This is a genomic window from Paracoccus onubensis, from assembly GCF_003591515.1.
Taxonomy (GTDB): Bacteria; Pseudomonadota; Alphaproteobacteria; order Rhodobacterales; family Rhodobacteraceae; genus Paracoccus; species Paracoccus onubensis.
The window spans coordinates 1-13,759 of sequence record NZ_QZCG01000006.1; the positions used below are offsets into that span (position 1 = coordinate 1).

The 13,759-nt window shown below is 60.3% G+C and carries 12 protein-coding genes; 7 read left to right on the forward strand and 5 right to left on the reverse strand.

Annotation, left to right across the window (positions count from 1 at the left end):
• Window positions 1-86: 86 nt before the first annotated feature.
• Both aroB and D3P04_RS09510 read right to left on the reverse strand, forming a co-directional pair.
• A complete protein-coding gene (gene aroB, locus D3P04_RS09505; RefSeq protein WP_119748245.1) occupies window positions 87-1,196 on the reverse strand; it encodes a 3-dehydroquinate synthase in 1,110 nt (369 codons plus the stop codon).
• Window positions 1,193-1,729, reverse strand: coding sequence for a shikimate kinase (locus D3P04_RS09510; RefSeq protein ID WP_119748247.1), 537 nt, complete (start codon window positions 1,727-1,729; stop codon window positions 1,193-1,195). The genes aroB and D3P04_RS09510 overlap by 4 nt, the downstream gene beginning before the upstream one ends.
• Window positions 1,730-1,873: 144 nt before the next feature.
• On the opposite strand from D3P04_RS09510, the gene D3P04_RS23330 reads away from it, so the two are divergent.
• From D3P04_RS23330 to D3P04_RS09525, 4 genes are read left to right on the forward strand one after another with little or no spacing between them, the layout of a single operon-like run.
• Window positions 1,874-2,011, forward strand: coding sequence for a hypothetical protein (locus D3P04_RS23330; protein ID WP_182912798.1), 138 nt, complete (start codon window positions 1,874-1,876; stop codon window positions 2,009-2,011).
• A complete protein-coding gene (locus D3P04_RS09515; protein ID WP_119748249.1) occupies window positions 2,004-3,485 on the forward strand; it encodes a hypothetical protein in 1,482 nt (493 codons plus the stop codon). The genes D3P04_RS23330 and D3P04_RS09515 overlap by 8 nt, the downstream gene beginning before the upstream one ends.
• The gene (locus D3P04_RS09520) at window positions 3,482-4,447 is read left to right on the forward strand and encodes a site-specific tyrosine recombinase XerD (protein ID WP_119748251.1); all 966 of its coding nucleotides are present in this window, start codon (window positions 3,482-3,484) and stop codon (window positions 4,445-4,447) included. Before D3P04_RS09515 ends, D3P04_RS09520 begins: the two co-directional genes overlap by 4 nt.
• Before the next feature lie 8 nt (window positions 4,448-4,455).
• Complete coding sequence (locus D3P04_RS09525; RefSeq protein WP_119748253.1) at window positions 4,456-5,796, forward strand: HlyC/CorC family transporter; 1,341 nt, start codon at window positions 4,456-4,458, stop codon at window positions 5,794-5,796.
• 114 nt (window positions 5,797-5,910) lie between these two features.
• On the opposite strand, the gene D3P04_RS09530 is transcribed toward D3P04_RS09525, so the two are convergent.
• Window positions 5,911-6,921 (reverse strand): TraB/GumN family protein, encoded by a 1,011-nt coding sequence (locus tag D3P04_RS09530; RefSeq protein ID WP_119748255.1) that lies wholly within the window; start codon window positions 6,919-6,921, stop codon window positions 5,911-5,913.
• Window positions 6,922-7,119: 198 nt separating this feature from the next.
• Between D3P04_RS09530 and D3P04_RS09535 the strand changes: the two genes are divergently transcribed.
• From D3P04_RS09535 to D3P04_RS09545, 3 genes are all read left to right on the forward strand, one after another.
• Window positions 7,120-7,407 carry a co-chaperone GroES gene (locus D3P04_RS09535; protein WP_119748257.1) on the forward strand — a complete coding sequence of 96 codons (288 nt, stop codon included), beginning with the start codon at window positions 7,120-7,122 and terminating at the stop codon, window positions 7,405-7,407.
• Between the two features lie 54 nt (window positions 7,408-7,461).
• Entirely contained in the window at window positions 7,462-9,111 is a 1,650-nt protein-coding gene (groL, locus tag D3P04_RS09540; RefSeq protein ID WP_119748259.1) for a chaperonin GroEL, read from the forward strand.
• Window positions 9,112-9,217: 106 nt separating this feature from the next.
• On the forward strand, window positions 9,218-9,967 hold the full coding sequence (locus tag D3P04_RS09545; protein WP_119748261.1) for an SDR family NAD(P)-dependent oxidoreductase: 750 nt from the start codon (window positions 9,218-9,220) through the stop codon (window positions 9,965-9,967).
• A gap of 8 nt (window positions 9,968-9,975) precedes the next feature.
• Here the strand turns inward: D3P04_RS09545 and D3P04_RS09550 are convergent, their stop codons facing one another.
• Both D3P04_RS09550 and D3P04_RS09555 read right to left on the reverse strand, forming a co-directional pair.
• Window positions 9,976-11,499: a Ppx/GppA family phosphatase gene (locus tag D3P04_RS09550; protein WP_119748263.1), complete on the reverse strand. Its 1,524-nt coding sequence runs from the start codon at window positions 11,497-11,499 to the stop codon at window positions 9,976-9,978.
• 55 nt (window positions 11,500-11,554) lie between these two features.
• A complete protein-coding gene (locus D3P04_RS09555) occupies window positions 11,555-13,720 on the reverse strand; it encodes an RNA degradosome polyphosphate kinase (RefSeq protein ID WP_119748265.1) in 2,166 nt (721 codons plus the stop codon).
• Window positions 13,721-13,759: the final 39 nt, after the last annotated feature.

Genomic DNA, 13,759 nt, shown 5'->3' on the forward strand with positions numbered 1-13,759 from the left:
GGTCCGGGGGCAGCGCCCCCGGCCGTCGCGGGACGCATCGTATTACGTTTCCGGTCGAACGAAACGCACTCCAATTCGGAGACAGACTAACGCCGTGCCTCGCACAGAACCGATGCGAGCACATCGCTTTCGACGGCATCGCTGACGAAACTTTCCCCGATCCCCTTCGCAAGCACGAAACGCAATTGCCCGTCGATGACTTTCTTGTCCTGCCCCATCAGGGCGATCAGAGCGGCATCATCGGGCAATTCGCCGGGAATCTCGGAAAGTGACGCCGGCAGATTCATCTGCCGCAGATGCGCCAGAACACGGCCGGGCTCTTCCTGACTGCACAATCCCATCCGCGCCGAAAGATCAAAGGCCAGCGCGCAACCGATTGCGACCCCTTCTCCGTGCAGAAGCCGGTCGGAATATCCCGTCGCGGCTTCGAGCGCATGACCGAATGTGTGGCCAAGATTCAGCAGCGCCCGCTCTCCCTGTTCGGTTTCGTCGCGAAGCACAATTGCGGCTTTCATCCGCACCGAATGCGCGACGGCCTGCTGGCGCAGCGCCATATCCGCCCGTAATTGCGTCGCGTTGGTTTCAAGCCAGGCAAAGAAATCCGCGTCTCCCAGCAGGCCGTATTTCATGACCTCGCCATATCCGGCATGAAAATCGCGCTCGGACAGCGTATCCAGAACGCCGACATCGGCCAGCACCAGCGCAGGCTGATGAAATGCCCCGATCAGATTCTTGCCGAATCCGCTGTTGATTCCGGTCTTGCCGCCAACGCTGCTGTCGACCTGTGCCAGAAGCGTGGTCGGAATCTGCACGAATCGCACGCCACGCCGCAGGATCGCCGCGGCAAAACCGACAAGATCACCGATCACCCCGCCGCCAAGCGCGATAACGATATCCCGCCGTTCAATCCTCTGCTCAAGAAGCCATTCGACGCAGCGGGTCAGATGCGGCCAGCTTTTCGTCGCTTCGCCAGCGGGCAGAACCAATGCTTCCGACGCGATCCCCGCAGCCGCCAATGCTGCCCGCAAAGGTTCAAGATGCAGCGTCGACACAGTTTCATCGGTGACGATGGCAACGCGGGAGCGCTGCAGAAACGGGCCGATCTGGGCTCCGGCATCCTGAATGAGTCCCTGCCCGATCCTGACATCATAGGCGCGATCGTCCAGCGGCACGTGAACGGTGATGGTTTCGGTCATTTTGCCTCCAGAAGTCCGGGAACCTCGCGGCGGATCTGCGCGATCAGCCGTCGGGCCGCAGTCTCGATACTGTCATTCGAATTCGCGTCAAAGGTTATATCGGCTTCGGCATAGGTTGGATAACGCTGCTCGATCAGCCTTGCCAGCGTTCCTTTGGGATCGGCTGTCCTGAGCAAAGGGCGCGTGCTGCGCTGGCGCACTCGCTGCCACAATGTCACGAGATCGCATTTCAACCAGACAGAAAGCCCACGGGCGGCGATCAACTCTCGATTCCCGGCCTGCATCCAGGCACCGCCACCGGTCGAGACGACGCCGGGACGCCCCTGAAGGATGCGCGCAAGAATCTGGGTTTCGCGGTCGCGGAAAAAGGCTTCGCCGTCGCGCGCGAATATCTCGCTGACGGACATGGCCGCGGCGGTTTCGATCTCGGCATCCGAATCGGTGAAGCTGACCCGCAACTGACGGGCCAATTCAGACCCGACCGCGGTCTTGCCCGCCCCCATCATCCCGATCATCACGATATGCCGCTTCATCTTCCCTCGCGTTTTCCCCGACAAGTCGTTACCACCAGTGCCACTGAATGACGTGATCTTTCCCGAATTGCCATATATATTCGGGTGAAATCGGCGAAAGTCCGTAAAGCGAAAACGGATCTGGCAGAGCAAGGGCAAAGATATATGCGGTTACTGAAATTTCTTGTGGTGCTGATACTGGCTGCGCTGGTTGCTCTGGTGGCTTATGCCTATCTGGGCGACATGGCTGCACCGCAGCAGGAAATGCGCGTTCCAATCAATACCGAGGGCGCGGGTGGGTAATTCGATCGCATATATTCGCGGTGCCCTGATCGCCCTGCCCTTCGCCGGAATGCTGGCCGGCGCAGCCATGGCCGAGACGCCGCTATCGGCGAGCGACTGGCTTTCAGGCAGCGTCAAAGGCCCGGCGCGGGAAAGCTCTGCATGGCGACCGGGAGATCCGGTGCCTCCGAGCGTTAAGGGTCAGGGGAATCCCCAGCCCGTCGCCGAAAGCGGGGCGGTCGGTGAGATCAAGGTGACGCGCCTGGACGGGTCCAATCCCGATCTTGCCGGAACGATTACCGCCCGCAAGGCCGGATTACCCCGCGATCTGTGGAAAGACAGCGATGTCGGAACCATTGCGGAAGGGATTCTGCAATCTCCGACGCGCCTGCCTGCGATGAGCGCGTTACTGCAAAGAATACTGATCGCACAGCTTCAACCTCCGCAAGATTCCGAGATGCATCGGGGGACGTTGTTTCTGGCCCGTACCGACCGGTTGCTGGATATGGGAGCGTTGGATCAGGCGCGCGACCTGATCATGGCCGCCGGCGGGCGCGAGCCCGAACAGTTCCGGCGCCTCTTTGATATCGCTTTGCTTGAGGGTGAGGAGGCACAGGCCTGCGAAAGAATGGTCAACACGCCGGGCATCGCGCCCAGCCTGTCGGCCCGTATTTTCTGTCTTGCGCAATCGGGCGATTGGGCCGCAGCCGCGATCGGTCTGAACGGCGGCGAGGATCTTGGCCTGATCGATGAGCCGCAGGTTCAGCTTCTGACGCATTTCCTGCACGATTCCTATGTCGACAGCGGCGAGCAGATTCCGCTGCCGGACCACGTGACCCCGCTTGAATTCCGCATGCATGAAGCGATTGGCCAACCGCTGCCGACACAACATCTTCCGCTTGCATTCGCCCTGTCCGACCTCCGCGCCAATAGCGGCTGGAAGGCGCGGCTCGAAGCGGCGGAACGGCTTGCGCGGGCCGGGGCCATCAGTCCCGAACGGCTGCGGCAGATATATGCCGAACAGAAACCTGCCGCTTCGGGCGGCGTGTGGGAACGGGCCAGCGCCATGAGGACATTGGAGGCGGCAATGGCGGCGGGTGATCTTGCCAATGCTTTGCCGCATGCCTTCGCGCAATTCCGCGCGGCCGATATGGCCGATGTGCTGGCCGCGATGGTCGCAGCGGATCTGCCGTCCGATGTCGCAGGCAACGCCGGCGAGATTGCAACCTGGCTGCGTCAGTGGCAGGGGCTGGATGCCATGCAATCCGCCGAAATCGCCCCTGAGCTTCAAAACGGGGAAACGGAACCGCCCGCAGGGCGTCGGGGCGAGGCTTTGCTTGAGGCGATGGCCGATATCGACGCCGGACTGGATGGTGATCTGGCGCGCGCAGCCGAGGGGCTGGCGATGATGCGGGCGCTGGGGCTGAACAGCGATGCCGATCTGGCCGCCGCGCAACTGACGCTATTGCCGCAGATGAAAGAAACGCCTGGATGAGCATGTCCGATCATCGCGCGATCTCGGCCTTTCTGGACGCACAGGCGGCCGAGTCCGGCGCGGCCCGGAATACGCTTCTGGCCTATGGCCGTGATCTGCGCGACCTGTCGGACTGGCTTGGGGACAAGCGGCACTCATTGGGCGATCTGACACGCGAAATGGTCGAGGATTACCTGACCCATTGCGAGGCGCAGGGTTTTTCAAAGGCGACGCGGGCGCGACGATTATCCTCGATACGGCAGTTCACCCGCTTCGCGCTTGAAGAAGGCTGGCGAGAGGACGATCCCGCGATCCGCATCAGCGGGCCGGGCAGATCGCAGCGCCTGCCGAAAACGCTGAACCGCGCGGAGGTCGAGGCGATATTGGCGGCCGCGCCCGGTTTGGGCCGCACGGTGGCCGATCGCAGCCGCAACCTGTGCCTGATCGAATTGCTATATGCAACGGGAATGCGCGTCAGTGAACTGGTTTCGCTTCCCGTTGCGGCCTGTCGGGGCGATCCGGCATTGCTGCTGATCCGGGGCAAGGGCAACAAGGAACGGATGGTTCCGTTGACCGAACCGGCCCGCAAGGCATTGTCGGCATGGCTGAAAATCCGCGACAATGCGCCAAAGGACAGCCCGTTGGCACGGCTGATCGCGGACAAGGGCACACGCTGGCTGTTCCCTGCGCCGGGCGCAGCCGGGCATTTGCCGCGGCAAAGCTTTGGCCGCCTGCTCAAGGATATCTCCGCAGCCGCCGGACTTGATCCGTCACGCGTGACCCCTCATGTCATTCGCCATGCTTTTGCCACGCATCTTCTGGAAGGCGGGGCCGATCTGCGCAGTATCCAGACATTGCTCGGCCATGCCGATCTTGGCACGACCGAAATCTATACGCATGTGCTGGACCAGCGCATGCGCGACCTTGTACTGAATCATCACCCGCTGGCGCTTCCGAACGCGACGGCCTCCGATAATAATTGACGGAACCCATGGACGACCCTTCAAGTATGTACGACGCCGCTTTCTGGATTACCATTGCGGCGATTCTTGTTCTGCTGATGTTTTCGGCCTTCTTCTCGGGGTCAGAAACGGCCCTGACTGCCGCCAGCCGTGCCAAACTGCGCTCACGTGCGGATAAAGGTGATTCCGGTGCAGAGGCGGCCCTGAAAGTATCCGAGGACAGCGAAAGCCTGATTGGCGCGGTCCTTCTGGGCAATAATGTCGTCAATATCCTGTCGGCAAGTCTGGCCACCGCACTGTTCACGCGGCTTCTGGGTTCCAGCGGCGTCGCCATCGCAACGCTGGTGATGACGGTCCTCGTGCTGATCTTTTCCGAGGTGATGCCCAAGACCTATGCCATCTCGGCACCCGAGAATGTCGCCAGCCTCGTGGCCCGCCCGATTCGCTGGGTGACGCTTCTGCTGTCGCCCCTTGTTGCGGTGGTTCGGCTCATCGTGCGCGGCATTCTGCGCCTTTTCGGGCTGAAGACCGATCCGGAATCGAACATGTTCTCGGTCCACGAGGAAATCGCAGGCGCCCTGTCGATCGGACAGGCCACAGGCGCGGTGCAGAAAGAGGACCGGGACCGGCTGCTGGGGGCGCTGGATCTGGGCAATCGCACCGTCGAAGAGATCATGCTTCACCGATCAGGCATTCAGATGATCGATTGCGACATGCCGCCATCGAACCTCCTCGACGCGGTTCTGGCCAGTCCGCATACCCGGTTGCCGGTCTACAAAGGCGAACGTGAAAATGTCGTGGGCGTCATCCACGCCAAGGATTTGCTGCGCGCGGTCAACAAGGCTGTACGTGAAAACGGCACTGCCGGCACGCTTCAGAATTTTGACGTGCTGGCCGTGGCGATGAAACCCTATTTCGTGCCTGACACCACCGCGCTTGACGAACAGATGCGGGAATTCCTGAAACGCCGGACGCATTTCGCGCTTGTGGTGGATGAATACGGCTCGCTGCGCGGGTTGATCACGCTGGAGGATATTCTGGAAGAGATCGTCGGCGAGATCGCGGATGAGCATGATACGGAAGCCGATCAGACCCTGACGCCGAATGCCCAGGGCGATTACTCGGTTGATGGCGGCATGACGATCCGTGACCTGAACCGGCAGCTGGAATGGAATCTGCCCGATGACGAGGCGAATACGATTGCCGGTCTGGTCATTCACATGGCCCAGTCGATTCCCGAGCCGGGCCAGGTGTTTTCCATCCACGGTTATCGTTTCGAGGTCGCCAGCCGCCGCGAAAATCGCATCACGAGGCTGCGTATTCGTCCGCTAAATGACGAATATGGGGAAGATGACCAGCAGCCCTCCTGATATCGCGGCATATCCGATCGGAAATCCCGCGTCTTTCATGGCATCCAGATATCCCGGAAACGGGCGAGTGATCGCCCGGTCAGGATAAGCGGACTGTCAGCGACAGGCGATGCCTCAGCCGTCGAGCCGTTCAATCGTCCAGCCGCGCTTTTCCAGCAATCGCAGCACGCCCTGTTCGCCGGGCAGGTGGAGTGCACCGAATCCTGCGACGATTTCCTTGCCCTCGCCGGCGGCGGCAAGGGCACCTTCCGTAAGCGGTTCGATCCAGCTTTCATTCCGCTGATCCATCAGCCGCGACTGCGCAAAGCTGAACTGTTCGTCCACCTCGTCCTCGCTCAACCCTGAATTCGCATAGGCGTCGATGCGGCCGAATTCCCATATTTTCCACACGTCACCGGAAAAATAGGCTTCGGTCAGCGTCACCGCGTAATCGTTGGAATAGGATGCAACCGGCAAGGCGGTCCGGATCATGTCCAACTCTTCTTCCGGTGTCATGCCGGTGAAAAGGGAAAAAACCGTATCCCAGGGTTCAAGCGCATGGACGGGCAATTCCTGATCCTCGGCCTCTTCAATCAACAGGTGATCCAGACCGCGCAATTCTCCCTCCTGCCCGGCTTCCTGCAGAACGCAGGGGGAAATGCCGATCATCATCGCCACATACCAGGGCCGAAGCTTGGCGGTGACAACGGCGGGAAGGCCACGCTCCGCCATGGCACGGGACAGAATTTCCCATTCCTGTTCGTTCAAACGCTCGGGCAAGGTCGGGCCGGATTCGTTGACCATGAGCGAGGGATCCTCGCTTAACGCCGTCGCAAGCCTTTCCTCTTCCTGTGGCCCCGCCTCGACATAGACGGCCGCGGCATTGCCGAGCGGATCGCCCAACCGGTCCAGCATCGCTTCATGACGGGCATCGGGAAAGTGATAGGTGCCGACCAGCGTGATTTCCGCGGAATCCTTGGTTGCGCGCCATAAGAGCCCGCTGTGATAGGGAATGTCATCAACTGCCGCATCGAGGCGAGAGCGATCTTCGGCCGACAGGGCGTCGAACAGATTTCGCCCTTCACATGGCGCGGCCCCCGCGGTTCCGGTCCATAGCGTCAGAAATACCATCAGCAGAATGCGCATTCCGTTTCGGCCCTTCTCATTACCTAAAAACAGATCACAGGCTGGCATGATTACCCCAGCACCGCCACCGGTATATCGCGCAAAATTTTGCGAACTTGTCGTTGACAGAACCGCCGCACTCTCCTAGATCCCCGTCACTGGCACTCGCACTGGATGAGTGCCAACAACACTGCAACAGAAACATCGGAGTGTTAACCAATGGCATTCAAACCGCTGCATGACCGTGTGCTGGTCCGCCGCGTCGAATCAGACGAAAAGACCAAAGGCGGCCTGATCATTCCTGACAGCGCCAAGGAAAAACCCGCCGAGGGCGAGATCATCTCGGTCGGCGAAGGCGCGCGCAAGGATTCGGGCGAACTGATCGCACCGGCGGTGAAGGCGGGCGACCGCGTTCTGTTCGGCAAATGGTCGGGCACCGAGGTCACCATCGATGGTGAAGAGCTGCTGATCATGAAGGAAAGCGACATCCTGGGCATTATCGGCTGATCCAGCCGTTTCCCGGAAAACGCAACTTCAGGATAAAACAAGTAGGAGATTCAAATGGCTGGTAAAGAAGTCAAGTTCAACACCGACGCCCGCGACCGGATGCTGAAAGGCGTCAACATCCTTGCCGACGCTGTGAAGGTAACGCTGGGCCCCAAAGGCCGCAACGTGGTGATCGACAAATCCTTCGGCGCTCCACGCATCACCAAGGACGGTGTAACGGTCGCCAAGGAAATCGAACTGACCGACAAGTTCGAAAACATGGGTGCCCAGATGGTCCGCGAAGTCGCTTCGCGCACCAATGACGAAGCCGGTGACGGCACCACCACCGCAACCGTTCTGGCTCAGGCCATCGTCCGCGAAGGCATGAAAGCCGTCGCCGCCGGCATGAACCCAATGGATCTGAAGCGCGGTATCGATGCAGCGACCGCCAAGGTCGTCGAAGCCATCAAAGCCGCCTCGCGCCCGGTGAACGACAGCGACGAAGTCGCTCAGGTCGGCACCATCTCGGCCAATGGCGAAGCTTCGATCGGTCGCCAGATCGCCGATGCGATGCAAAAGGTCGGCAATGAAGGCGTCATCACCGTCGAGGAAAACAAGGGTCTGGAAACCGAAGTCGAAGTCGTCGAAGGCATGCAGTTCGACCGTGGCTACCTGTCGCCCTATTTCGTCACCAATCCCGACAAGATGATCGCGGATCTGGAAGACTGCTACATCCTGCTGCACGAGAAAAAACTGTCCTCGCTGCAACCGATGGTTCCGCTGCTGGAATCGGTCATTCAGTCGCAAAAGCCGCTGCTGATCATCGCAGAAGACGTTGAAGGTGAGGCTCTGGCCACGCTGGTCGTCAACAAGCTGCGCGGCGGTCTGAAAATCGCTGCGGTCAAGGCTCCGGGCTTCGGCGATCGCCGCAAGGCCATGCTGCAGGACATCGCGATCCTGACTGGCGGTCAGGTTATCAGCGAAGACCTTGGCATGAAGCTGGAAAACGTCACGATCGACATGCTGGGCACGGCCAAGAAAGTTTCGATCAACAAGGACAACACCACCATCATCGACGGTGCCGGTGACAAGCCCGAGATCGAAGCCCGCGTTTCGCAGATTCGTCAGCAGATCGAAGAAACCACTTCGGATTACGACAAGGAAAAACTGCAAGAGCGTGTTGCCAAACTGGCAGGCGGCGTTGCCGTGATCCGCGTTGGCGGTATGACCGAAATCGAAGTGAAAGAGCGCAAGGACCGCGTTGACGACGCATTGAACGCAACCCGTGCGGCCGTTCAGGAAGGCGTCGTGGTCGGTGGCGGTGTCGCTCTGGTTCAGGGCGCGAAGGGTCTTTCCGATCTCAAGAGCGAAAACAGCGATCAGGAAGCCGGTATCGCCATCGTGCGCCGCGCGCTTGAGGCTCCGCTGCGTCAGATCGCCGAGAATGCGGGCGTTGACGGTGCTGTCGTTGCCGGCAAGATCCGTGAATCGGACGATGTCAAATTCGGCTTCAACGCCCAGACCGAAGAATATGGCGACCTGTTCAAGTTCGGCGTCATCGATCCGGCCAAAGTCGTCCGTACCGCTTTGGAAGATGCGGCGTCGGTTGCCGGTCTGCTGATCACCACCGAAGCCATGATCGCCGAGAAACCGGAGCCGAAAGGTGCTGGCGGCGGCGGCATGCCCGATATGGGCGGAATGGGTGGCATGGGCGGCATGATGTAATCAGCCCCTGCCCCCTTGGCAGATACGGAAAGGGCGCCTTCGGGTGCCCTTTTCTTTTGCCGCCAGATACCTATTCTGCGCAGCATCGCGATCAGGGGAGAACAGCATGAAGACAGCAATCGTGACCGGTGCGGCACGCGGAATCGGACTGGCGACGGCGAAACTTTTCGCGGCTGGAGGCTGGCAGGTCGCTTTGGTGGATCGTGACAGCGCGGAACTGGCCCGCGCCACCTTTCCCGAAGGTTTCGCGATTGATTGCGACATCTCGGATCCCGATCAGGTCGACGCGATGACCGCCCAGGTACTGGCCCGGACCGGACGTATCGATGCGCTGGTGAACAATGCCGGTGTCGCCGATTTCGGCCCGATAGAGCAAACCGATTTCGCACGCTGGCGTACCGTCATGGCAACCAATCTGGACGGCACTTTCCTTGTCAGCCAGTCCTGCATTCCGGCCCTGAAAGAACAGGGCGGCGCAATCGTCAACATTGCCTCGATCTCGGGCCTTCGCGGCTCGACGCTGCGGGTTGCCTATGGCACCTCTAAGGCTGCGGTGATCCACTTGACCCGTCAGCAGGCCGCCGAACTGGGTGAATACGGCATCCGCGTGAATTGCGTCGCGCCCGGCCCAGTCCGCACCAAGCTGGCCATGGCCGTTCACAGCCCCGAGATCATCGCGGCCTATCACGATGCCATCCCCCTGAACCGTTATGGCAGCGAAGAGGAACTGGCCGAGGCGATCGTTTTTCTGGCAAGCGACAAGGCCAGCTATATCACCGGTCAGGTGCTGGCGGTGGATGGCGGTTTCGAGTCAACCGGTGTCGGGCTGCCCGCCTTGCGAACCGTCCTGCCCTGAAAACCCGTTCAGGTTTTCATGATCGGCTCGACATCAAGCGAGCTGCAGAGTGATTTGAACCGAGCTTCGACGACCTCGCCCGATAATTGCCGCCCCGTCGCGGTCAGTTTCAGTTCAAGCCTGCCCTTCGCTGGCAGAAAGGTCAGTTCGCCGGCATCCGACGGATCGTCGATCGCGAACATTGCTCCGAATCGCATCGCCTTGCCCAATATCTCGGCGGTGCGGATTTCCTCCTTGGAGAGCAGATCGAAAAGCGGCGCCATCAGTGATTTCGATCGGCTGTTCTTGTAGCGATGCAAAAGTGCCAACCCCAGAAAAATCCGTTCCTGATGACTGATCGCCGCCATATTTGCGCGGGTCACATTGTCGAAACAGGCTTCGGCGCGATAATCCGGGTGGGCGCGCCATGTCGTGTCGTGAAGCAGACATGCCGCGCGGATCAGCCGCTCTTGCTCGGGCGGAGCATCGGCGAAGATCGGCAACAGGAAATGATACAGTTTCTTCCCGAAACCCGGGATCCGCGCCATCTGCCGCTCGGTAAAGCGGGCAACCTCGATCAGCGGATCGCGCTTGCGTAGCTGATCGGACATCTGCTCGTAAAGAAGCCCTTCGCGGATGCCATAGCTGGAGACGGCAAGTTCCGCAGGCTTGAATGTCGCGACAAGTTCAGACAGCACTCTGGAGGCAAGCGGCACAAGTTCCATCCGCGAAGATGATATACCGACCCTCCCGCGCAACTGGTTCGGATCGTGTTCGGCGATCCAGTCAACGGTCTTCGCCACGGATTCCGGTGTCATCCGGTATTCATGCAGAACCGTCATCGGATAACCGGTCCGTTCCATGTCCAGCCGGGCGATGGCTCGCCACGAGCCGCCGACCAGATAGATCCGTTCGTGATCGGTGCCGATATGATCGGCCAGACCCTCCATGATCTTGCGGATATGTTTCTGCAGGCCGGTCTTGCCGCCCTCGACCTGCTGCAAACGGAATGGCCCCAGTTGCGAGGTCGTTCGCCGACCGACCTTGCCGCCCGATACTTCGGCCAGTTCCATCGAGTTGCCGCCGATATCGCAGACCAGACCTTTTGCTTCAGGCCAGCCTAGCAACACGCCCTGAGCCGAAAGCCGCGCCTCTTCCTCGCCATCGATCACGATCAGTTTGAGCCCGGTTTCCCTGGCGACCCGCTTCTGGAATTCCAGCCCGTCCTCTGCCTCGCGGATGGCTGCCGTGGCCACGCAGGTCAAAGGCTCAATATCCATGCCCTTGGCGAGAGCGGCAAACCGCCGCAAGGCAGCAAATCCCCGTTCGACCCCGGCGGGGTTCAGTCGGCCCGTCGAAACCATGTCCTGACCAAGTCCGGCCATGACTTTCTCATTGTAGAAATAGGCCGGGGAACGTGCCGCGCCGTCGAAAACGACCAGCCGGATCGAGTTCGAGCCCACATCGACGACCCCCACCCTGGACAAGGCGCGTTTCGGCAGCTTGCCAAAAGACTCTACCATCGGACCGGTCAAGCGTCGTTCGCGGTTCATCGCAAAGCCCCCTGCTTTCGCATCGTCACGTTAATGAACCGATCTTCCCTACGGGTCAATCGGCTGAATGGGTGAGCGCCGGAACGTCACGCGCGCCTGCGGTGCCTCGTCCCGACAGTGAGGGGTTTTCCATGAAAAACCGGTGACAGTTGAACAGATCGTCTCGTCCGTCCGGCAGATAACGGACGAATCGCCCATCGGGCTGCAGGATCCAGCTTTGCGCCTCATCCGCCATATTGGCGGCCATGATCTGACTGGTGATCTGGGCCTTTACCGTTTCATTGCGACACTCGACCAGCGTTTCGACGCGCCGCGACAGGTTCCGCACCATCCAGTCAGCCGAGGAAAAGAAGACCCGCGCTTTCTTCGATGGCAGCCCGTGGCCATTGCCGAAACAGACGATCCGGGAGTGTTCGAGATAGCGTCCGATAATAGACTTCACCCGAATATTTTCCGATAACCCCTTGATCCCGGGACGTATCCCGCAAATTCCGCGAATAACCAGACTGATCTTTACCCCGGCATTGCTTGCGGCATAAAGCGCCTCGATCACATCTGTCTCGATAATCGAATTCATCTTGGCCCAGATCGCCGCAGGACGCCCCAGCCGCGCATATTCCGCCTCTCTCGCGATCAGGGCCAGCAGGTTCTCCTTGAGATCGATCGGAGAGATTGACAGATTCTCCAACCCTTCCGGCTGAACATAGCCGGACAGATAGTTGAAGACCTTGGTGGCATCGCGCCCAAGCGCCGCGTCACAGGTGAACAACGACAGGTCGGTATAGATCCGCGCGGTGATCGGATGATAATTGCCGGTGCCGTAATGGGTATAGGTCACCAATGTATCGCCCTCGCGCCGGACCACGGTACTGATCTTGGCATGGGTCTTGTACTGCACGAAACCATAGACGACATGCGCCCCTGCCCGCTCCAGGCGCCGCGACTGCCGGATATTCGCGGCCTCGTCGAACCGCGCCTTGAGTTCGACAAGCGCCGTCACCGATTTTCCTGCTTCGGCAGCCTCGCACAGGGCTTCGACAATCGGGCTGTCGCGGCTGGTTCGGTAAAGCGTCTGCTTGATCGCCAGCACATTCGGATCCCGCGCGGCCTGCTGAAGAAAGCGCACGACCATGTCGAATGTTTCATAGGGATGATGCAGCAGCATGTCTTTCTGCCGGATCGCCGCGAACATATCGCCGTGATGGTCCCGCACCCGCTCGGGAACCCGCGGGTTGAAACTGGGCCATAGCAGATCACGGCGGCTGTCCAGTACAAGCTGACCCAGATCAGCCATGCCCAGCAGCCCTGCGACCTCGACCACCTCGTCGGAATCGACCTCGAGTTCCTCCATGATCAGCCGGCGAAGCCGGTCAGGCGCGCCTCTGGTGATCTTCAGCCGGATCACGCTTCCCCTGCGGCGTCGTTTCAGTGCCGTTTCGAATTCACGGACAAGATCCTCGGCCTCTTCCTCGACCTCCAGATCGCTGTCGCGCAATACCCGGAACGCGCAATGCCCGGTATCGCGATAGCCAGGGAACAGGCTGGACAGATGCATCAGCAGCAAATCCTCCAGGCGCAGGAAGCGCTGCCCGCCCGGAAGCGGGATGAAGCGCTGCAATTGCGCCGGAATCGGCAGCAGGGCCTGCATCTGCAGCCCACCGGTTTCCCGAGCCAGCTCCAGCGCTAGCGAAAATCCGGCATTCGGAATGAACGGAAACGGATGGGCCGGATCGATGGCCAGCGGAGACAGGACCGGCAGCACATTGTCTTCGAAATGCTTTCGCAGGAATTCCTCTTCCGCGCGCGTGATATTGCTGCGCGACAGGATCATGATCCCCTGTTCTTCCATCTCGCGGCGCAGACGGTTCCAGACCCCCTGCTGCGCACTCATCAGACGCCGCGCATCGGCATCTATCAGGCTGAGCTGTTCGGCGGCGGTCAGCCCATCATCCGAAGGGGACGTGTTCCCTTCGCGAACCAGTTCCCGCAGACCCGCCACGCGAACGGTATAGAACTCGTCCAGATTGGCGGCACTGATCGAGACGAAGCGCAGCCGTTCGAGCAAGGGCACCCGCGCATTCCGGGCCTCGTCCAGTACCCGCCAGTTGAAGCTGAGCCAGCTTAGCTCGCGGTTGAAGAATCGTGCCGGACCTTCGGGCAGGCCTGAAGGCAGCTCCTTGGCCTCGGGAAACGGGTTTCTAAGAAAATTTGCCTGAGTCATGGGTTCCGGAACGGGAGTCGAGGGGATGAAATCGAGGCG